Origin of the sequence: Streptococcus sp. 210928-DFI.4.42, from assembly GCF_020554365.1 — a bacterium.
Classification (GTDB): domain Bacteria; phylum Bacillota; class Bacilli; order Lactobacillales; family Streptococcaceae; genus Streptococcus; species Streptococcus parasanguinis_S.
The window spans coordinates 23,419-45,611 of sequence record NZ_JAJCHF010000003.1; the positions used below are offsets into that span (position 1 = coordinate 23,419).

The window sequence follows — 22,193 nt, forward strand, 5'->3', positions numbered from 1 at the left end:
CGCTTTCACCATAACATAACCTTACATTTTACCCTTTATTTCTTACATTTTTGTAAGAAAGCAAAAATAGGCTAGGACTTGAGGTCCTACCCTATTTTTTTCATTGATTATTCAGCTGATGAAGAGAGCAATGGCGCAATTGATTTATATGCACTTTCAAGAGCTTGTTTCATAGTGTCACGTCCAGATTTCAATTGTTGTACAAAAACAGTACGCCCTTGTTCAGGAACAACCGTATCATCTGAACCACCAGTTGAAAGTGCTGTATCAAATTGAGTTTTTGATTCGTCCAATGTCTTGAGAGCTGGTTCCACTTGTTGAGTATATTTAGATCTCAGTGATTCGGGAATTTGATCGCCAATATCTTGAGCATATTTTTTATAGTTATCCACTAATTTACTATAAAGAGTTTTCATATCACCAATTGTTTTGGCATTATCGATTTCATCATCAGTCAACAAGACAATTTCTGGAATTTTAACAGAAGAGGTTGCTGATTTAGATGATTTTGATGAACTGCTTGATTTGCTTTCTGAAGTAGATGATTTTTCTACTTTGCTAGAAGAAGCTTTTGCATCTTTGCTTGATGATTCTGAAGCAGTTTTACCAGAACAAGCTGCTAACGTTGCAACTGACAAGAGAGCCACACCGGCTGTAAGAAGTTTTTTCATATTTTTTCTCCTATAAATAAAGAATGAATATATTTTAAATGATTTTCCTTTAATTGTCAAACATTTTCTGTTTTTAAACACTTGTATACCGCTAATTATCACTAGTTTTTAACATATTTTCTATCCTGAAAAATATCGTTTATTTTGTATTTTTATTCATTGTTTGGGATAAACAAAACCAGAAAAACAGTCGTTTTCTGGTTTATTCTTCTTTTTATTGATGAAGCAGTTGCGTAAATTCTTCTTGAAGTTCCTTGTTGTCTGTTGGTTTTAGGTACATCTTTCCACCATTGGTCGTTGGGGAATGAAAGACGATCCCCTCTCCTGTATCTGTAATGGCAAAGAAATAACTATGCACATCTGGATACTTGTCCCAATTGCTATAGCGTTCTACGATTCGGTATTTTGCATTTCCTTGACCAGTATCTGTATAAATAGCATCCATCTTGCTATTGTCCCCTAGAGTATAGAGGTTGTCTGGTCCTACATCACCGCCAGCAATGCCTTTTTGGTAGTTGGGTTGCCCCATCTTTTGACCCCAGGTCTTCATAAATTCTGCTAATTTTGCTGATTTTTCAGCATTCCATGGCGTTTTCCCCTGGCTTTGGGTATCGCCTCCTGATGGTGTGCTTTCAAAGGTTTGCCAGTCAAAACTCTTGAGATCCAGTTTATCCTCATCAGATTTTCCAAAGAGGGCATTCAGATCTGACCCAGGTACCTGAACTTCTTCTTCCTGGACTTTTGTCGCGGCTTGAGGTGTCTTTTCTATTCGTGAAAGCACGGCTACACCACGGCCAGTTCCCGACAACCAGCTGACTTCCAGGACTTCTCCTCCCTTATAGAGGGTTGTCGCATTGCGCGCTCCTCCGTGTCCAGCAACGAAACCTTCTGCAAGCAAGGTCGGCTTTTGGTCCTTGAGGTAGTAGACTCCTGTCGCAAAGTAGCTCCCATCGGTTTGCTGGTTGGCGATGATCATCTCATCTACCCCATCGCTATTTAAGTCCTTAAAGGCATAGCGAACGGCTTCTGGCTGATTGATGACAGTCTCGATCACCCAGCTATTGATCATTCGATCTTCTTTGGCTAATTGAGAATTTAATTTGGAAATAGCATCCAAATCATTTGAAGTGGCAAAAATCTTTTGATAGTCTGAAAAAACAGACTGGTATAATTGTTTGTTGTATGCTTGTTTCTTTGCTGAAGTCTGGCTGGTTGCAACCTCTTTTTTAGGACTGGACTGGCGCTGGTATCTTTGGTAACATCCTGTTAACAAGACCATACTCGAAGCCGCTAATCCCAACTGCATCCAATGTTTTCTTTTCATCTGATCTCCTTTAGTCTCCCGTGTTTTCATACTGATCTTTATTATACTAAAAAAAGTGGGAGTGGGAAAGAACTCCTAAAATTAAAAAGGTTGAAAAGGTTCCCCAAACCTTTTCAACTTTCCCTCCCCCGCATAGCTTCAACAGTCTGGGAGACTGTTGAAGGTTGTAGATAAAGGAAACTTTGTTTCCATCATTAGGTCATCTTTGGAGCTTGAAAAGCGAACGAATACTTAGGAAACTTGCTTCGCAAGTCCTATCTACCACCTTAAAGCAGTGCTTTGAGCAATCAACCACTGCGTCATACAGTTATGCTTATTAAACATAGAAGTCTGGAGAGTTTTTGCTCAGCCACAATTAGTTTTCTTTATTTGGTTTGGCTCTACGATCTGTTTGACTTTCAATATGCTCTTTCACCAAGGCAACCACCTCATCATTGGTTGGAAGGTCCGAGTGCTGGGCATCTTCCCCCGTCACTGTGATCTCCGTATAACTAGCAGCTTGGTTTTGGTAGATATATTTCCCAGCAGAAACACTGGCATCTGGGACCAACTCATCGGAATCATAGGTGATGGTTCCTGCTACTGAATACATATAAAGCGTATTAGGGATGGCTTCTTTTCCCTTGATAAAATCGGCCAACATCTCAGATTTGTTTTGAATATTGGTTTCCGTGAAATTATAGGGAGTTCCGATGGTCATGAGGGTCTTTAGATCCACATCATAATCTTCTAGATAATTTTCGATAAAGGCTGTATAAATCAAGCCCCCGTTAGAATGACCCAAGCCCTTGAAATTATTAAAATTGTATTTTTCTTGAAGGGCTTCAAAGGCTTGATTGAATAGTTTAGCCTGCTTTTTAATATTGCTATAGCCATCTTTGTTGTTTTCAAAACCAACCACAATCACTGGTTCATTGTCCTTGGCATCAATACTACCACTATAGGTGATATGCCCATCATTCCATACCTTGACCTTGAGAAGACTGTGCTTGGTGCCTTGGCGACCTTGATTGAGCTTGGTCACCAAGCCATCAAAGCGGTTCTCTGTTGCTGAGCTTCCTGGAATCATAATGATGGGCGACAGTTTGGAATTATAAAATTTCTCGATTTTTGAAACATTGGTTCGAGTCCAGCTATAAGAAGGAATGACTAAACCGATCAAGAAAAGACAGACCAAAGTGAGGACGATGGCTGTTTTTTTAGAGACTTTCATCGCTTTCTCCTTTCACTTTTAGATCTTTTCGAATACGATTTCCCATGCGGACAAATGGTAGATAAAGGAGCACATCTATCGAAAACAAAGTATACTCACAGCTATGGCTCTCAGACTTCCTCCCGTTCCAATGAAAGCATAGAGAAGGCTAGGAGTCCCATCCGGCACTGGATAGACGGCTGCTGGCATCAGCTTAAAGCACAAAGCCACAGCAGCGATGGCCATATTGACCAAGGGGATCAATAAGAAGGGAATCACATATAGAAGATTGAGCAGGACCGGAATCCCTACCATGAAGGGGGCACCGTTATTAAAGAGGCCTGGAAAAATACTGAGGAGACTGACTTTCTTGTCCTTTCGACTGTGGGAGACCAGTAAGATCGCCACCAAAAGTGCTAGGACAGCGCCAATTCCAGCTACCATGCCAAAACTCCGATACAAATTGGTCAAAGTATAGAGATGAGGAATCCCCGTCGTTGTATGATGGGTCACAGCGTAATTCAGATTTTCTAAAGCAAAACTGTCATCCGCAATTGAGTTTAGGGCAAAAGCCTGACTGTTGCCGACCCAAGCTGATAAGCCACTGAAGAGTCCCATGACAAAGGTGGACAGGAGATGATGACTGCTTATAGTCAGAGAACTAAAGAATTGACCGATCATTTGAAAAATACGGTACTGATTGCCAAGAAGGAGGAGAATATTCAGGCTAACCCCTAGAACCAAGGACAAGAAAATGGGACGCACAGTCTTGGGCTGATAGATAAAGTCTTTGTCCACAATCTGGTCGTCACTAGCCTTGGATAGTCGAAAGATCTGTCCGATTAGATAGCCTAAAACAATGGCTAAGAGGATATTGGTCGTCGCAGGTAAGTTAATTCGCGTCAATTGCCCATCATTGAGTGGTCCCACCAACAATTCCTGAGACCCTACAATCAAGCTGACCAAAAGAGCAGTCACGCCGGCTGTCCCCGTACTTCGACCGTATTGCCCAGCTGTATATTTCCCAGCGAAGTAAGTCGCTAAAGGCCCCGCTAGACCTCCTAGAAAGTTAGAAAAATTAATGAGGACCTGCCTCATGGCCTGATCCCATGGTAACCAACTATCCATCGAAAAAAGTTGATAAATATAGGCTCGATCGGAAAAGAGCGATAAGGCAATCACTCGAACGATTCCTGAAAAAAAGGAAATAAGGAAACGAGGGTTTTCTGGGATATTTGAATCAAACTTTTTTCTCGTAACCAGAAAAACTTCTGGACTAAATACTCGGCCATGGCGCCCCCTATTGGTGTGTTCACGTTGCTTACTTTCTTCTTATTATATTATAGTGGTGAGCAATCCCTTTCATTTGAAGAAGCACCATCTTTTAAGAACATTTTTAAAATTTTCATAATTTTTCAAAAACTCTTTGACAGGGATCTTCATTTCCTCTATACTATTTGTTAGCTAACAAAACGATGAATCAGGTTAACGTCGGTCCTGCTATGCCCATAGCGATTGGATTTGACGAAAAATGAGAGAGCTAGGATGGATTTTCAGACCATTTTTACAACATTATAGAAAGATTTAGGAGGAATCAGACGTCTATGTCACAAGAAAAAATTTCAGCCAAGGTCTTGTTCGCGATCTTTGCGACAGGGATCCTTTCCTTTTGCGGGGTGGCTGGGGAGACTGCCATGAATATCACCTTCCCGATATTGATGAAGGAATTTGAGATCAATACCGCAACCGTCCAGTGGGTTACGACCATCTATCTTCTAGTGGTTGCCTGTGTGGTCCCCTTATCTGCTTATCTCAAGCGTTCCTTTAAAATGAAGTCCATCTTTTTGGTTGGAAATCTCCTATCTGTTTTAGGTGTTCTTATCGACTTCTTAGCTCCAAGTTTTGGCTTTGTGGTTCTTGGGCGATTGGTCCAAGGAATGGGGGTTGGTTTTGCCCTCCCTCTGATGTTTAATATCATTTTAGAACAAGTCCCAAAACGCAAGATCGGTCTCATGATGGGAGTGGGGACTCTGATTACAGCCATCGCTCCCGCCATTGGTCCTACTGTCGGTGGTCTCTTGACAGCTAACTTTGGCTGGCGGTCCATCTTTTTGGTTCAATTCCCGATCCTTCTGGCTTCGCTGGTTGCAGGACTTCGCTCCATTGAGCAAATCAGTAAAGTCAAGCGAGAAACGCTTGATATCATGAGTCTTCTCGCCATTATTGCTTCATTTTTAGGGTTGATTCTAGGTATTCATGGCCTAGCGGATCATGCGTTCTTCAGTTTTTCTGTGCTTGGTTGGCTGGTGATCGGAAGCTTGGGACTGGTCCTTTTGGTCTGGCGGTCTAATCGCATAGAGACTCCCATTATCAACCTTGCTATCTTAAAGAACCATCTCCTCACTGGCCATGTTCTTGCCTTTTTCACTTTCCAATTAGGTTCTCTGGCCATGAGTTTTCTTCTTCCTAATTATGTCCAATTGGTCAACCACTCAAGCACGACGCTTGCAGCCTTGATGCTGCTTCCAGGGGCTATCATTGGAGCTGGCTTTGCTCCTTTCTCTGGTCTCATTTTAGATAAGTTGGGTGCCCGCAAACCGATTCTCCTTGGTGCTGCTTTCATCCTTCTGGCCCATTTCCACTTCACCCTCTTTGGCTTAAAGCTGACAAATGGCTTGATTCTCATCTTTTACATGATCTTCATGACCGGTATGGGTCTTGCCTTTGGCAATATCATGACCAACGGACAAAAACAACTCTCTCTGGATGAGCAACCTGATGCCAATGCGATCTTTAATACCTTGCAACAATTTGCAGGTGCTGTTGGAACAACTCTGGCTTCCTTGATCGTTGCCATGAGCCAAGCTAATCAAAAGATGGACTTCACCCAAGCCACTGCTAAAGGAAGTCGCAACGGTTTTATGGTCCTATTTGCCTTAGGTATTTTCCAACTCCTTCTCTTATTTTGGGTGGTAGGAAAAGATAATGAAAACAACTAACTTTTCTCATCAAAAGAGAGTGGGACAGAAATCGGTCATTCGTTAGAATTCGATTTCGTCGTCCCACCTCCGCACAGTTGAGTAGGGCTGTAAAAGCTGATGAAATCAGCGTAGTAGAGCCCACTCAACCACTGCGTCTTGCTCGACAATCCAAAAATAATTAAGAGGCTAGGACTTTTGTCCCAGCCTCTTTTTGTTATCCTTTTCTAACCCGTGTAATAATGCCATCAGTATCCTCAAAAATTATGCCACTTCTACTAAATAAACCTTGATAGGATAGAGGTGTATGCCAAATTCTCTCTCCATTTTGCTTATAATGTCAAATTTTACAACTAAAAGATTCCATTAAATTGTCGAACTTTTATCATTTGAATTTAAGTACTTGCTTTCTTTCTGTTTTTTATTTATAATCATTCTAAATAAGATAAAGGAGACATTGTATGACTGAAATGAAACATGGAGTAGATGAATCATTTAACGATCGCTTGAATATCTTGAGAGCCGCTGTTCTCGGGGCCAATGATGGGATTATTTCTATTGCTGGGGTGGTGATTGGGGTAGCTAGTGCCACGTCAAACGTCTGGATCATTTTCCTTTCTGGTTTATCGGCGATTCTGGCCGGTGCCTTTTCGATGGCGGGAGGTGAGTATGTCTCTGTTTCCACACAAAAAGACACGGAAGAAGCCGCTGTTAACCGCGAACAAGCCTTGTTGGATCGCGATCCAAAGTTAGCGAGAGAATCTCTCTACCACTCTTATCTTCAAAATGGAGAATGCGAAACTTCCGCAAAGATTTTGACAGAACGGGCCTTTCTGAAACACCCCCTCAAAGCCTTGGTCGAAGAGAAATACGGCATTGAATACGAAGAATTTACCAATCCTTGGCATGCAGCTGCATCTAGCTTCCTTGCTTTTTCTATTGGTTCCCTTCCTCCAATGCTCTCTATTATTCTCCTTCCAACTACCTATCGCATTCCGGTGACGGTCTTCGTTGTTGGACTATCCTTGATCTTCACTGGCTATAGCAGTGCAAAACTGGGAAAAGCACCAACCAAGCAAGCCATGCTTCGCAATCTCATCATTGGCCTTCTCACCATGGGTGTGACTTACTTTTTCGGACAACTCTTTAGTATCTAAAAAGCTGAGACTTCTGTCTCAGCTTTTCTTATGCTTCTAATAGAGCTTGTGCTTGTTTTTTCAATCCTTCCACTGCTTCATCTGTCAAGACCAATTCACCTGTTCCCCAGGCTTCTGGGTTCACGGTTGTTCCTGTGAAGTCACCCACTACTTGAGTCCGAACGAATGGTAAGAGCGCTTGGTAAGCCGCAAACATTGGCTCGTGTCCTGCATTAGCGACTGAAGAGACGGTTACGATCTTGTCTTGAAGGGCAGATGGACCACGCGTTTCTGACAGGTCAAGGGCACGGCTAAGCCAGTCGATCAGATTTTTCACTACACCTGGAATGGCAAAGTTGTAGACTGGTGAGAAGATCCAGATGGCATCCGCAGCAAGGACCGCATCACGTGCTGCTTGCACTGCTGGCAAAGTTGGTGTTTCCAAATCTTGGTTAAAAAAAGGGATGTCCTTGTAGTCCAAGTAAGTCACCGTTGCTTTTCCTTCAAGAAGGCTTTCTGCTTTCTGGGCCATTTGGTGGTTGAAAGATCCTTGACGAAGGGATCCGACGATAAATAAAATGTTTTTCATAGTTGCTTTCTCTTTCTGTTGTAAGAATATTTGTTACAAGTAATATTATACACACTATAGATGTAATGTCAAGAATTACAACTTGGAATTTACTATGCTTTATTAAATTCACTAAGCAAGGGCTAAAACAATTGAGAGGCTAGGACTTTTGTCCCAGCCTCCTCTCTTTTATGCATGCTCCAGCCCTTTTCGTGTATTTTCCTTAATGGTTTCGGCTGAATGGAGTAATTTTTCTTTTTCTTCTTCTGTCAAATGCAAGTCCAATCGTTCAATAATTCCTTTTCGACCTACAATCGCTGGATAACCAAGATAGGTTCCATATTCTGGACGATAGTTAGACACCGGCATTTCCTCGTGGCTATCATTGATCACAGCTTCTGCTAAGCGTTGGGCTGCTGCTGCAATCCCAAAATTGGTATAGAATTTGCCAAAAAATACAGTATGACCACCACGCAAGGACTCGTAGTTGATGGCATCAAGCTCTTCTTGAGAGAAGAGATCGGTAATAGCGTGTCCTTTGACACGGACCTGACTCCAAGCAACAAATTGAGAATTCCCGTGCTCACCAAGGTTATAGCCTGATACACTAGCAGGAGAAACCTGCAAACGATCGGCGACTGCGCGCTTCATCCGAGCTGTATCCAGCAAGGTCCCTGTCCCAATCACCTGCTCTTTTGGAAGGCCGGTATATTGTTGATAGAGTTGAGTGACTGCATCGACCGGATTGGTCACTACCAATAAGACCCCACTAAAACCAGAAGCCTTCAAATCACGCGCTACTTGCACCACTTGCTTGCTGGTAAAGGGAAGCTCCGCAAAACGGTCATCAGTGTTATTAGCCTGCAACTCGATATTTCCAAGAGTCGACACCACAACATCCGCATCTTTTAAAGCCGCGTAGTCATTGACCATGATATGAACCGGATACCCCGTATTGGCAACTGTATCACAGAAATCCAAGGCATCTGCCTTGACCTTTTTCTCATTGGTATCAATCAAGACCAAGTGATCACAGGTGTGTTTCAAAATCATGCTGTGGGCCAAGGTGGCACCCACATGCCCCAAACCAATAATACCAATTTTTCTTGTCATCAGAATCCTCTTTTCTAGTATCGATCACACTGTTGGTGAGGATAGCTCTTTGTTGACTCTATTCTACCACAATTCTAGAAAGGCGGATTGAAAATATGGGGAAATTTTCAAGTTTTTTCAAAAAAGAAAAGAGGCGGTGCCTCCGTTAACGACTCAGGAAAGAAGAGTCTCAATTTCTTCAATGGACAAACCCGTCATCTCTGAGATAAGTTCAGGCGACATTCCTCGTGAGATCATTTTGCGGATTAACTGCAGACGTTCTTCATTACGACCTTGTTCCAGGCCTTGTTCCAAGCCTTTTTCTAAGCCTTGTTCCAGACCACGTTCCAATCCTTGCTCCAAACCTTCTTCTCGCGCTTCATCAATCGCCGTCTCCAGGGTCATATCATAATTTTCTTGAATACGAATCCGCTCGTCTATCATGGTCTTCTCCTCCTTGGTCCAGCTAGATCTTACGCTAACATAGATTTGATCTCTTCAATGGACAAACCCGTCATCTCCGATATAAGATCAGGCGACATTCCTCGTGAGACCATCTCGTTTACCAACTGTTTACGACCTTGTTCCAGACCTTCTTCTCGCGCTTCATCAATCGCCGTCTCCATGGTCATATCATAATTTTCTTGAATCCGAATTCGCTCGTCTATCATGGTCTTCTCCTCCTTGGTCCAGCTAGATGAATCTAATAATGAATCTGCGTGAGCAACGGCCTAACTGGGAGCTTTTGTAAAGGGAAGATTCCCAAAAAACTCCAACCACTGTCTGCCTGCATCTGTCAGGTTCTCATCTTTATTATACTTGTCTAGCTCTAAAAAGGCAACCTGCAGAAGATTTTGGTGCTTGCCATTTTTATAGTAGGCCTTGAGTTGCTTGCCAGACCGGCTATTGGTCAGCCAGTATTTGTTGATGGCGGCCTCTTCGTCCAGTAAGAGCGACTTCTCCAAAATCGCAATCCCATAGACGGGCTCCATCTGCTCGTACATCTTATGTGTCTGTCCTTGCTGGCGCAGTTTTTGTACATTCTCCACCAGCTGATTAGCCAAATAGTAATGGAACCGATTCAAGAAATACTGCTGCTTGCGAATCTGGATCTCGATGATCACCTCGGTTCCATCATGGAGCTTGGCTCTCACATCCACCGCAGTGGAGAACAAGTCATCCTCCTCATAGGCCATGCTGTGGGGCTGGCTTCCCTCTACAATCTGAGCGTCCACCACATCCAGCTCTAAAATATCTCGAATAAAAGCCGTCGTCACTTCCGGCAAACTAAAAATCTTCTTGGCCATAATGTCCAAGGTCGGCGATACATGCGCGTGTCTCTTTTGCATCCCTGCTCCTTTTCGATAAAAAATAGAGGGAAGATCCCTCTACTTCTATAATTCGAAAAAAATTAGGAATATCGAAAGGAATATCCTTTACCTACTACCATCTCCTCATACCTTACCCCTTAAACTCCTCGACAAATTTCTTGAGTTCAGCATCGGCTTCTGGCGTTGTTCCATGAAGCTGGCTGAGCATATCTAGAAGAGAAGCTGTCTGGGTTTCGATGGTGGCGTTGGTTTGGTTGATCTTAGCCACAATCTCTGTCAGTGGCTCCACTTCTTCTTCCTCAAAGGTGTCCACATAGCGTGGAATATTAAGGTTGTAGTCATTCTCGACGATCTCCTCAAAGCTAGCCAGATGGGCAAACTTATCTATGTCCTCTCTGCTCTTATAAGCCTTAAGGATCTTCTCGATATGGGCATCCGTCATGATGTTCTGGTTCTTGCCCTTGTCAAATTCCTTAGAAGCATCGATAAAGTAAACGTCCCGATTGGTCCGGTTCTTCTTGAGAATGATGACTGTCGTTGGGATGCTGGTATTGAAGAAGATATTGGCAGGAAGACCGATCACGGTATCAATGGCTCCTTCTTCCAGCAAGGCCTTGCGAATGGTTCCTTCCGCATTGCCACGGAAAAGGACCCCGTGAGGAAGGACGATGGCCATCACACCATTGTCTTGTTTCAAGTGATAGTAACCATGCAAGAGAAAGGCGAAGTCAGCCTTGGACTGAGGCGCTAGCTTACCAAATGGGGAGAAGCGAGGATCTTGGAGGAAGCCGGAGCTTGCGGACCACTTAGCTGAGTAAGGTGGGTTCATAAGGACCCCATCAAAGTTGGTCGGCTCCTGGGTCGGCCAGTCTTCGTCCAGCGTATCGGCATTGTGCAAGAACTGGTTTTCCACTGGAACCCCGTGTAGGATCATGTTCATCCGAGCCAGGTTATAGGTAGAGGTATTGAGCTCCTGGCCAAAGTATTGGACGGTTTGAGGCTGGTGAGAATACTTCTTGGCATTGAGCAAGAGGGAGCCTGATCCCATGGTGGCATCGTAGATGGTAAAGCCCTGCACGTCTTCACGTCCTAAAAAGGCAATCTGGGTCATGAGCTTGGCTACAGGCTGGGGCGTATAGAACTCTCCTGCTTTCTTACCAGAGTCGGTCGCAAACTGACCGATCAAGTACTCATAAGCATCCCCAAGCATATCACCTGCATGACCAGCCACATCCAGCACAGCCAATTCTTTCATAACGGCAGCCACCAGCTGGTTCTGCTTTTGAGGCGTCGCCCCTAGCTTTTTGGAGTAGAGATCAATGTCCTCAAAGAGATTCTCATAGAGGTCATCACTTTGCTCGATGTCTCGGAAGCCCTGAGCTAAATCTTCTAGCTGGAAGGTCCCTTCATTGACCCGGTCTACCAAGGCTGTAAAGGTCAGGTCTGGCTTGATGACATAGTTGAGCTCATCGGTGATGACGGATATCAAGTCCCCTTGAGAGTCTGGATCCTCATAGTAGGTTCGATAAAGCGCCAAGGCTTCATCCAGACTCTCTGTCTCCTCCTCCATGGTCTCCGCCACGAAGAAGAGCAACTTATCTGAGAGGTACTTGTAAAAGATCATCCCCAATAGATAGGACTTATAGTCATTGGCATCCATCTTAGAACGGAGCACATCCGCTGAGTTCCACAGGGCTTGGTAGAGCGACTGGGAGGTTTGTGTTGTTTCCATAGTAATTCTTTCTGATTTCTTTTAGACCTTTTCTTGTTCCAGTGGGACGACAGCGAGGGTCTTGCCTAGACTGGCTAAGACTTTCAAGACTGTGTCCAATTGAGGGCTGGTCTTGCCTGTCTCCATCCGAGCGATGACCGGTTGACTAACCCCACTGAGTTCTTCTAGTTTCTTTTGGCTAATGCCCTTTTCATGCCGAGCCTCAATCAGCTCTGTCATAATCGCGACCCGCAGATCACTTTCAAGGATTTCTTCCTTGGTGAAGAGCTCTGCTCTCACATCTTTCCAATTGCTGCCGATGGCACTATTCTTCATCACTTAGCCCTCTTTCCTTCAAATCTTGCAACTCCCGCTTGGCTTTTTCGATCTCTCGTCTAGGTGTCTTTTGCGTCTTTTTGACAAAAGGATGCAGTAAGACAAAGCTCCCATCCAGCCAAGCCACAAATAAAATCCGATCCCGCAAGGGTCTCAACTCCCAAATCTCTGCATCCAGATGCTTGATGTAGGGTTGGCCAGCACGTGTTCCCTGCTGGCTCAACAGTTCGATATAGTCATTGAGCTTGTTGAGTTTGATCCGGCTGTCCTTGCTATCGTGACGAGCTAGCTCTCTCATGTAGTCCAAGACCGGTTGATTCCCCTGTTTGTCCTTATAAAAATAAATAGCGTGCACAAAGCAACCTCTTTTCGAATTTATTATAACTCTAAAGTTATTAAAAGTAAATACTTTTAAGTTATTAAATACTAAGGAGCACCCCTTGAAAGAATCAAAGGAACTCACTTATACTATTCGAAAAAGTCTGTGCTTATGGATGCTGATAAGGGGCATTTTGAAGGTTAGATAAACATATCTTGTAAGAGTTTATTAGTGTTTAAAATGAGGATTATAATAAACTAGCATCCTTAATTATTATTAAGCAAAGTTATAAGTTCACCAAAATATTTGTTTCTCAATGAGTTTTGTAACTCGGAATCTATTGTAATCCTATTTATTGACTTATTTTTAAAGTCGCGAACGATTTGAGCATCCCCTAGTTGATTGATTATCTCATTTTTTAAGTTACAAATCTTTAAAATTGATGAAAAATCTGATGAAACTAAACTTTCTTCAACAATAGAAGTTATATTTTCAACTGTTGAAGTTACATTAAATCTAGTTACTAAACCTTCTAAAAACTCTTGAGCATCATGTTTAGTTGGTTTATTCTTCTCTATAAAATGACCTTCCATAAATTCATCAAGTTTCTTTTTTAAGGCGATACTTATTACCTTCTCTTTATTTTCCATACACAAACTTTTAATAGATTCTTGGAATTTATTTAATTTTTGCTCTTTATCTTGATCGTCAGATGCCAAAACTGACTTTACTATTGCCTCATCCACTAGAAGCATCTCTATCTCATTAAAAGGGAGTACAAAAATATTTTTCTTTTTATATTTTGCAATTTTCGTCTCCTCCATCCAATCATAATCAATAATGCCATATGCTTTATTTCCATGCATTTTGTTTAAATTATTATAAGCTCTAGTATGCTGGATGACTTGTTTATGCCCTTGTACTGGTTTTACAAAACAAAATTTACTGAATAGTTTAGAATAGATTTTATAATCTATACTAGTTTTAGTTCCCTCACAAAATAGTATTGGTTTCCTTGTACCAGAAACTTCTGTTAATAAGGATAAAGGAAATTCTTGAGATTCTTCCAATTTTTCATAATCTAAGTCATAAGGTGCTTCAAATTTCTTGCACCACATATAGGTAGCGTTGGTTCTTGATTGAACAAAGTCCATATTATGTGAAGCAAAAACAAATTGACAATCAGATCGCTCTGATATGAGTAAATCCCACAATTCATTATAGATTGCTGCATTTAAGAAAGTTTCAGGTTCATCGACAATAATATAACTATTTTCTGGAGCTAGCAATACATTTCCTATATAAAACAATATACAACGTTCACCATCACTTAGACCATTTATACTATATTTAGATCCATTTCTTACAACTTCTAAAACTCTATGATTAGATTCAGGATTAAATGTTATTTCTGGGAAAATTTGATTCCATATTTGTTCCACTCTATCCAATAAAGTTATAGGTAAATTTTTTTCTTTTCTTGATCTACGAGTAACTATATCTGTGTAGTCTTTTACCAACAATGTTATTAATTTAGTAAACGTATTTGAAAAATCATTTTCAATCTTTGTTGGATACAAATCAATTGTTTCATATTTAAGATCAACTTCTTTTAAATCTTGAATGTATCTTTCTCTAGTAATTTCATTACGATCATGAATCTTTAACACAAAATACAGTAGCTTCTGGGCAGGCAAAACATACATCTCATCTATACTATTTTTCCGTAATTCATTAATAAGACTACTTTTCCCTGCTCCATTAGCTCCTATAATAACTGTTGTAGAATCTACTTTCGAAATAAAAGAAAATAGTTTAATTACTTTAAAATTCTCTAAAATTTGAGGTAAGGTTGTTTCATACATATAAATATCACTATCATAACAATTCGATAGACTTTCTAACCAATTATCACGAAGGTTTTTATACTTTTTTGCTACATCATCAGATAAAAATTCATCATCTAGTTCGTTATTAATCAAATCAATAAGGGTTGAAAAATAATTATCTACTTGCTGGTATTGACTCTCATATACTTCTCTGTCATAATCAGCCAGTTGACTAAAGTTATCTTGAAGTCTTTTCTTTTCGGATTCTAATTTTGTAATTAATTCTTTAATAGAGCTATACATAACTTCCCCTTAAATAAACATATCCTGCAAGAGTTTCTTTTTGAGAGTTTCTAACTGAGAAATTTTTTCTTGGTGAGCAGCAATGAGGTTATCGAGGTTAGAAAAGTAGGCACCGATGGCTTGTTGTTCATCTAAAGATGGTATTTTTATTTTTAAAGAAGAAACTTGTTCTAAGGATAGATTTGGTTGTGCACCTACCGTGGGATTTTTTCGGATATAATCTTTCACAACTTCCCCAGATAATACTACTAATAAAAAATATGCATCTAATTTATACCCTCTAATAATTGCAAGAGCTTGATTTGTATTAGCTGGAAGAATATTATTTTTAACAATTGCAGTTCTACCAAGAGTACCCGCAATAGAAAATAATATATCTCCTTCATACAGTATAGATCTCTTCAAGCTTCCGAAATGTTCTTCCTCTGAAATTTTAACAATAGGATAGATTTCATTATCTTTTAAGTTTTCAACCTTAACAAAGTTAACCATTCCTTGTTCTGATTGCGATTTTCCTGTAGTTCCTTTTGTAATCAAATCACAAAAATCACCTAACTTAATTAGATCCCACTCCCCTTCAAATCCATCCAAACGTATCTCAGGAACTGTCTGTCCAGCTTTGGGAAACATCTTAGAAAGCATGGTCGCCTTGAGAGATTGGTAGTTGGCAAGATTGTCCTTGTAGCTAGCCAGAAGGTCGTCGAGGGTGCGAAAAAGAGAGCCAATGGCGGATTGTTCGTCAATTTCGGGATGATACACTTTATAGTTCCCAAGTTGAGGAGCTGTTAATTGTGGAACACCCGTAGACTCATTTAAAATTCTCATAGAATTAATCTGATTTTCAAGATAATCAACATCAATATTTTCCGATTGAAGAGTCAGAAGTCTAACAACCGGAGTAAAATTTTCATGTCGAGCTACTGCATATCCAACATCTCCGCGACCTGTAACAGTTACTGCAGGAGCTTTCACTTTATAATCGTCATAAAATCCAACTATTCCTTTATTGGTCAAAGCATTTGCAACAACGGGATATTTCCCACTTTCTTTCAACTTTACTTTATCAACATCACCACCAGCAGATATTTTGACTATATCTGCAATTCTTTTTTCTACCCAAAAAGCTTTAAAATTGTTAAACCTAATTTTGGGAATATTACTTTTAATCATCTTTTTATCTATATTCATACTATATCCATGTATCACTGATTTTGTAACTTTAGCCAGAAATGTATTACCCATACATATTCAAATTATTTTACTTCTAGTGTTTTATAACTAGTACCCGAATATCATCATCCAACAATTCTATATCACGACGAAACTCTATTTCATCTCTAATTTCTCCTAGATCATAAATAATATACATTTGCTTAGAATATTTCTTACTATAGGCGGAAACATCTGCATTTATTTCCTCGATAATTTTAGATTTTCTGCCTTTTCTAATCAATTTTACTTCTATAGATAATTTCAAATTCGGTATTATAAAGTCAGGAATATATTCGCGACCAGAAAAATTAAATTTCCCAGCTTCTCTATCATAATCTTTACCTTTTGACCATCCTCTTCCAATAAAAAGAGACTCCAAGGCATTTTGAATATCTAGTTCTTTTTCGGGAATAGTGAAAAGTGCTGATCGTAATTTTATTCTTATAAAATTCTCAAGATTGTTAAATTCATCCTCAACAAATTCTAGGGAGCTGCTTAAATTAGAAATTAAAAATTCTAAATTAGTTAATACACTTTCCATTAATGTTTTCTGTTGTGGCCAAGTCATATTATATGGACTTAGATCTTTTAATTTATAAAATACTAAATCTTCAGCATAATCCAATATGTCATATGATCGCTTTAATAAGATATTATAACTTTTTGCATATTCTACACAAGAATTGTATTTTCCTACTACATCAGAAGTATCACTCAAAGTTGTTTTAATTATCCTAGATAATGCATTACTCTGATTGAGTAGTAGTTTTATTTTTTTTGTTTTTTCAAATTCCATTCACTTTTATACCCTTCATTAAAATCAATGCTCGGTGTCAAATTTCCAAAAGTGTTCAAAATGCTCTTCATATTGATTATCTTTAAAAATCTGATAAAAAAGAGCTCTCATCTCATCAATAGTTTCTGTATATTGAACTGCAGATGTATCATCTATTCCATGAGAATTTACATTAAATAATTTCAAATACTGCTCATTGTCTTTATAAAAAATTTCTTGATTCAATGCATTAAACTTCAAAAATGTTTCTATTATTCTTCTCATCGTATTTAACATTGAGAGTTTATGACCACACTCATACAAATCCTTCAGTTCTACCCACATGGCTTCATAATTAGTTTTAAAATCGTCTTTTTCACTTAAAATTTTAATAAACTCGTGATGATCAATGCGATAAAAATTATTTTTATCATATTTGGTTCTATCCTTCTTGTCTTTGAAATTACCATGAGGCTGAACATTTAAATAAAAATGGATATTATGAGTCAAAATTACCATGATGTCTCTATCTTTATTAAATTTATCTCTATCTTTACCTTGGTAAAGTCTTTGTAGTTCCCAAATAATTAGATATTGCATTTTATCATCATTCGAACTCATTGGATCATCAAAAACTATTATTTTTTTCTTCCTACTCCCTTCTTTAACTTCTTCCAAACGCTCAATAAAATATAAAAATGCAATGACATTTTTCTCACCCGTTGACAATTGTTTTACACTTCTATATCGTTCCCCTTCTTTTATTCTGTAATATCCCAGGTTATCATCATCTACATGATCTAACTCCCAAGAAACTTTTAAACGAAGTTTTTTATTTATTCTCTCAATAGCTTGTTTTTCTGCCTTTGGTTTTAATTTATCAACCTGGCTCCGATATTCAGCTAAATTTTGTTCCAATTCTTTCTTTTTATCTTCTTTTTGACTATATACTAATTCTTTTTTCTCTTTTTCACTCTTAAGAACCGTTAGTCTTTCTATTTGAACATCATATTGGAAGTTCTCAAGTAACAATTTTATTTCATGATATCGAATTGCATCTCTAGCCTCTTTTTGTTTATTTTTAATATCTAAAACATTTTGATTGTGCATTTCAATAAGTTTGTTTATCTCACCATAATCTACATTATTTGGTACAGCTAACTCTAACTCTTCACTCTCCACAAAGAGATTACTTTCTTTCTGTTCTAATGTTTTAAGTAATATTTCTAAATAGGATTTCTGCTCTGTAAGAGACTCATTCACTTTCTCGCTCTCTTTTTCAACCTCATCTCTAAGATCCGGAAAAAAATCATCTGTCTTAATCTTGACATTTCCCTTAATCTCATAAAGCAAGTTAGCAATTTTTTCTTTACCAACTTCAATCCGATTTTGAAGTTCCTTCACCTCATCTGCCGAAAAATATCTCTCCAACTCCATCAATACTTCATTAGAAAGTTCATTCCCACAAAACGAGCATATATTCTCTTCTTTATGGATTTCTAATCCTTCTTTAGCGAAATTAATTTTTCTTTGGTTGTCTAATCTACCAATGTATACTCGTTCAACAACTTTACTCGAAATAATTTCATTGACAGCTTTCAAATATTTTTCAAAATTAATTTTATTCTCGCTAATGGGAGTAATTTCTTTAGGAACACTCTGTAATATCTTCTTATAAAGATTTAGATCTGTTTCCCCTAAACGACAAGCATTTGTAATTTCTGATTCGAAAATATTTTTATTATAAGACTTTGGATTATCTACAATAATAGGCTCCGTTTTTAATGAAATCGTTCTGGCCGAATTCTTATAAAAATTTTGCATTTTTCTATCATGTTCATCAAACAATCTTCTTTTCTCTGAACGCTCATCATACAAAGTCGGTTCTTCATCTTCGCCACTTTTTTTATCTAGTAGTTTTTCAACTGAAGACAACTCCTGCTCTGTTCTTGTAATTTTATCTTCTAACTCTTTTATTTCAGCCTCTTTTTCACTTGCATTTACTGCTAATGAAAAAGCATCTAGATAATCATTCTCTCCTATCAAAGAGTCAAAACCATTAAAAACATGTACGTCGAACTCTGTTTGTTTTTGATTATAAATTGCTTTACTTAATGTTGATTTACCCGATCCGTTTCTTGCAAAAATAAAATTTTTTGAAGACAATTCTAATTCTTTACCTTCAAAAAGTGGAGCCTCAGAATCTTCGAATTTAATTTGTTCCAAGTCTATAATAGTAGTAACCATAAATTTATCCTCGTTTTAGTTTTAAACCATTTTTATCATAGTAAACTTAAAAAATTTTAAACAAGCATATTTAGTATAAACAACTCCTACCTCCCCACTCTTAGTGGTTCAATCACCTCTTCGATCAGTTGGGTATAGGCTTCTTTGATTTGTTTTTTGTAGCTGAGTGGGTTGAGGGCATCTGCTACCTCTGCCTTGTAGTCTTTGTAGCGTTGGCTCTTGGTCAGCTGGCTTTCACCGGCTTGTTTTTTGGCACCTTTGCGGTAGTGTTGGATATAGTAGCGCAGTTCGTCGGCTCCGATATACCAGTTTCTGGCGAAGCTTACGATATGGCTATCGATGATGGATTCGATCATCTGGTCCAAGACTCCGGTGATGGATTGTCCTCTGTAGCGTTCGGGCTCTTCTTGGACTTGGGTCCAGAGGTTTTGGATGATCTCAGCTAGGCTTGGATTGGTACGGTTCAGGCTCTCAATATAGCTATCCACGGTTGCGATATCCTTGTCACTGAGGGTCTGCTCGTCATTTTCCTCCTGCTGGATCATACTCTGGATCAGCATCAGGATATAGGCATAGTTGATCTCATCGACTTGGACAGACTCTAGCTCATAGTGGATGTCCAGCTCATCTTGGCTGTCCACTTCTGGATCCCTGCTCTTGATCTCTGCCAGGATATTTTGATATAGGCCCAGATAGGCTTCGAGCTGGCTGTCGCTGAGGCCCGTTTCTCGATAGATATCTTCTTTATCATACTCCGAGTAGACGCGGATCGAAGCTTGGTACTTGTCAAAGACCTGATAGGCTTTGGCGACCTTACGGAGCTGGGCCATTGGAGCTTGCTCGAGGGCGACTCCTTCTTCTTCCAAGTCTGTGACTTGGCCTTTAAACTCGGCCCAGGCTTTTAAGAAGTTGCGCTTCTCTTCTTCCCAGCTTGGTGCTAGGACCTCATTTTCTCCTCCATTGGAGTAGAGCTTGAGGGCATTGTCGACGGCTTCCTTAAAGGCTTGAGGAAGCTGGAATGTGATGATATGACCGAAGCGCTTCTTGTCATCAAAGATCCGATTGGTCCGGCTGAAGGCCTGGATCAAGTCCTGTGGGCGCATGGGCTTACGATCGATAAAGAGGGTAGAAAGACAAGGTGCATCAAAGCCCGTCAAGAGACGGTCGACCACGATGACCAGATCCAACTGCTCATTGCGGTAAAGGTACTTGTCCTGCTTTCTAGCCAGGCGATTGTTGACATCGCTATTAAAGCCCCGCAGATCTGCTAGGCTAAAATGCGTACCAAACTCTTGGTTGTAGTCCTCCATGACCTGTTTCATGTGGTCTTGGTAGCCAATGGACTCTTCCTCATTTTCAGACACCGAGTAGGTGATGGTAAACTTTGGAAAATCTGGTAGGTATTGTTTGACCCGCTCGGAAACTTTGACCCGTTCTTTGCCAGCGAGTATGCTCTTGAGCAGATTGTAATAGGCCTGTGCTCGTGGGATGGACTTGACCGTCAAGATAGCCTCATAGCTCTTTCCGACCCCTTTTGGGATATTGAGCTGTTGCTGGCTCTTATTGAGGATGGCATCGAGGACCTCTAGCATGTGCTCCTTGTCCTCATAGGCCTGGTCTGGGATTTCTTCTTCTAGCAGATCCGAGATGATGGTGTTGCGGTAGTCTACCTTAAAGCCTAGAACCGCTCCATCATGGATGGCTTCCTTGACGGTGTATTCATGTAGGCGATCGCCATACTGTTGGTGGGTGGTCTGAGCCAGGTCTCCCAATTGCTTGCGTTTGTTTTCCTTAAAGATCGGAGTCCCTGTAAAACCGTACCAGAGAGAGTTTTTGAAGTAGGCCTTGATCTCCTTTTGTGTCTGTGGGGTGACCGCCCGATGGCACTCATCCACGACAAAGGCCACGCGCAAGTCCTTGATCTTCCCCGCATCCCGCTGGTATTTCCCTTCTTCGAACTTACGCATCATGGTCGTGATTTTCTGGATGGTCGTGACCACCACGCGCTTGTCATTGCCCCCAAGGCGCTTGACCAGTTCATGGGTATTGTCCGTCTCGTCGATGTCGATGACATCATTGGCCGCATAAGAGAGGAAGGACGAAGTCGTCTGCTGGTCCAGGTCTCTGCGGTCGACGACAAAAATGGTCTTTTGAATGGCTGGGATCTGCAAGAGATTGCGCGCTACCTTGTAAGAGGTCAGGGTCTTGCCTGATCCGGTCGTGTGCCAGATATAGCCCGACTCTTGACGACGAGAGGCTTCCTGCACAGCCTCGATGGCATGGATCTGGTAGGGACGCAGGAGGATGAGGGCCTTCTTACTGTCGTCGATGACCGAGTACTGCATGACCATCTGGTGGGCCCGGGGGATGGAGAGGACCTCATGAGCAAAGCTATTGAGATCGATCATGGGTTGGTTGTCCTTGTCCACCCACTTGGTCAGGAATTGCTTGTTTAGCTTGCTTTCACGGGCTGCAGCGATGTAGCGAGTGTCGACTTTATTAGTCACGACAAACATCTGTAAGCTGGAGTAAATGCCCCGGAACTTTCCTTCACGGTCGTACTTTTTGATCTGATGAAAGGCGTCTAGAAAGGCCACTCGTGGACTCTTGAGTTCGATATGGATGAGGGGCAGACCATTGATCAGAAGGGTCGTATCGAGCCGTCTATCTTGGTCTAGCGGATAGGCCTTGTCGCGTTCGACTTGATTGACCACTTCATAGCTCGACTTACCAGCAGCGATATTGTCCCGCCAGATGACCGCTAAACGGATAGTCCCTAGGCTTGCATCTTCACGCTGGACTTCTACCTTGGAGATCCCATTTTCACCAGCTAGCCACTTGGCCGCTTCATAGTAGCTGACAAAGTTGAGCTGGTTCTTGATCTGGCGCTTTTCTTGCTCGGTCAAGGGATGGTCCGCCAACAAGGCGACATTATTTTGCGCGAGCTTGTCAAAGAAATTGTCCCATAACTGGTCTTCGTTCTTGAGATCCTCGCGATAAGTCCACTGACTCTCTCCTGATGTCAACTGCTGGATCAACTGTCTTTCAATCTCAAGTTCTGGAGTTGCTACTGCCTTCATCCGTCTATCCTTTTCCTGTGCATAATCTCCTATTATTATAGCATGTTTGAGAAAGAAATTAACGCTTTCAAAGCATTTTGTTGGTTTTT

15 protein-coding genes and 3 pseudogenes are annotated in these 22,193 nt (G+C 40.7%); 2 read left to right on the forward strand and 16 right to left on the reverse strand.

Translation table 11 applies throughout. From position 1 onward, the window contains the following. Nucleotides 1–107: 107 nt before the first annotated feature. The 4 genes and pseudogenes from LIZ08_RS01660 to LIZ08_RS01675 form a co-directional block, all read right to left on the reverse strand. Nucleotides 108–671 (reverse strand): hypothetical protein, encoded by a 564-nt coding sequence (locus tag LIZ08_RS01660; protein ID WP_021152825.1) that lies wholly within the window; start codon nucleotides 669–671, stop codon nucleotides 108–110. A 214-nt stretch (nucleotides 672–885) separates the two neighbouring features. Next, nucleotides 886–1,995 carry a DUF4767 domain-containing protein gene (locus tag LIZ08_RS01665; RefSeq protein WP_070589544.1) on the reverse strand — a complete coding sequence of 370 codons (1,110 nt, stop codon included), beginning with the start codon at nucleotides 1,993–1,995 and terminating at the stop codon, nucleotides 886–888. A gap of 355 nt (nucleotides 1,996–2,350) precedes the next feature. Beyond that, nucleotides 2,351–3,208: an alpha/beta hydrolase gene (locus LIZ08_RS01670; protein WP_227038135.1), complete on the reverse strand. Its 858-nt coding sequence runs from the start codon at nucleotides 3,206–3,208 to the stop codon at nucleotides 2,351–2,353. Beyond that, a pseudogene (locus tag LIZ08_RS01675) lies at nucleotides 3,195–4,479 on the reverse strand (PTS transporter subunit EIIC). The gene LIZ08_RS01670 and the pseudogene LIZ08_RS01675 overlap by 14 nt, the downstream one beginning before the upstream one ends. A gap of 312 nt (nucleotides 4,480–4,791) precedes the next feature. Here LIZ08_RS01675 and LIZ08_RS01680 point away from each other — a divergent pair. Together LIZ08_RS01680 and LIZ08_RS01685 are read left to right on the forward strand one after the other, a co-directional pair. Beyond that, complete coding sequence (locus LIZ08_RS01680; protein WP_227038136.1) at nucleotides 4,792–6,186, forward strand: MFS transporter; 1,395 nt, start codon at nucleotides 4,792–4,794, stop codon at nucleotides 6,184–6,186. Nucleotides 6,187–6,626: 440 nt separating this feature from the next. Further along, entirely contained in the window at nucleotides 6,627–7,322 is a 696-nt protein-coding gene (locus tag LIZ08_RS01685; protein ID WP_227038137.1) for a VIT family protein, read from the forward strand. 28 nt (nucleotides 7,323–7,350) lie between these two features. Here the strand turns inward: LIZ08_RS01685 and LIZ08_RS01690 are convergent, their stop codons facing one another. The 12 genes and pseudogenes from LIZ08_RS01690 to LIZ08_RS01745 form a co-directional block, all read right to left on the reverse strand. Next, entirely contained in the window at nucleotides 7,351–7,890 is a 540-nt protein-coding gene (locus LIZ08_RS01690) for an NADPH-dependent FMN reductase (protein WP_227038138.1), read from the reverse strand. 168 nt (nucleotides 7,891–8,058) lie between these two features. Beyond that, complete coding sequence (locus LIZ08_RS01695) at nucleotides 8,059–8,982, reverse strand: L-lactate dehydrogenase (RefSeq protein WP_227038139.1); 924 nt, start codon at nucleotides 8,980–8,982, stop codon at nucleotides 8,059–8,061. 153 nt (nucleotides 8,983–9,135) lie between these two features. Beyond that, nucleotides 9,136–9,432 (reverse strand): annotated as a pseudogene (locus LIZ08_RS01700) (hypothetical protein); the annotation flags it as partial. Nucleotides 9,433–9,434: 2 nt separating this feature from the next. After that, nucleotides 9,435–10,310: pseudogene (locus LIZ08_RS01705) on the reverse strand (Rpn family recombination-promoting nuclease/putative transposase). A 112-nt stretch (nucleotides 10,311–10,422) separates the two neighbouring features. After that, nucleotides 10,423–12,024: a type I restriction-modification system subunit M gene (locus LIZ08_RS01710; RefSeq protein WP_227038140.1), complete on the reverse strand. Its 1,602-nt coding sequence runs from the start codon at nucleotides 12,022–12,024 to the stop codon at nucleotides 10,423–10,425. A gap of 21 nt (nucleotides 12,025–12,045) precedes the next feature. After that, a complete protein-coding gene (locus LIZ08_RS01715) occupies nucleotides 12,046–12,339 on the reverse strand; it encodes a helix-turn-helix domain-containing protein (RefSeq protein ID WP_021144391.1) in 294 nt (97 codons plus the stop codon). Further along, nucleotides 12,329–12,694, reverse strand: coding sequence for a type II toxin-antitoxin system RelE/ParE family toxin (locus LIZ08_RS01720; protein WP_227038141.1), 366 nt, complete (start codon nucleotides 12,692–12,694; stop codon nucleotides 12,329–12,331). The genes LIZ08_RS01715 and LIZ08_RS01720 overlap by 11 nt, the downstream gene beginning before the upstream one ends. 230 nt (nucleotides 12,695–12,924) lie before the next feature. Continuing rightward, entirely contained in the window at nucleotides 12,925–14,790 is a 1,866-nt protein-coding gene (locus LIZ08_RS01725; RefSeq protein WP_195326864.1) for a DUF4435 domain-containing protein, read from the reverse strand. Between the two features lie 9 nt (nucleotides 14,791–14,799). Continuing rightward, nucleotides 14,800–15,960: a restriction endonuclease subunit S gene (locus tag LIZ08_RS01730; protein WP_195326983.1), complete on the reverse strand. Its 1,161-nt coding sequence runs from the start codon at nucleotides 15,958–15,960 to the stop codon at nucleotides 14,800–14,802. 94 nt (nucleotides 15,961–16,054) lie between these two features. Further along, entirely contained in the window at nucleotides 16,055–16,798 is a 744-nt protein-coding gene (locus LIZ08_RS01735; RefSeq protein WP_195326863.1) for a hypothetical protein, read from the reverse strand. A 24-nt stretch (nucleotides 16,799–16,822) separates the two neighbouring features. Next, the gene (locus tag LIZ08_RS01740) at nucleotides 16,823–19,024 is read right to left on the reverse strand and encodes an AAA family ATPase (protein ID WP_195326862.1); all 2,202 of its coding nucleotides are present in this window, start codon (nucleotides 19,022–19,024) and stop codon (nucleotides 16,823–16,825) included. Nucleotides 19,025–19,110: 86 nt separating this feature from the next. Next, nucleotides 19,111–22,104 (reverse strand): type I restriction endonuclease subunit R, encoded by a 2,994-nt coding sequence (locus LIZ08_RS01745; protein WP_227038143.1) that lies wholly within the window; start codon nucleotides 22,102–22,104, stop codon nucleotides 19,111–19,113. Nucleotides 22,105–22,193: the final 89 nt, after the last annotated feature.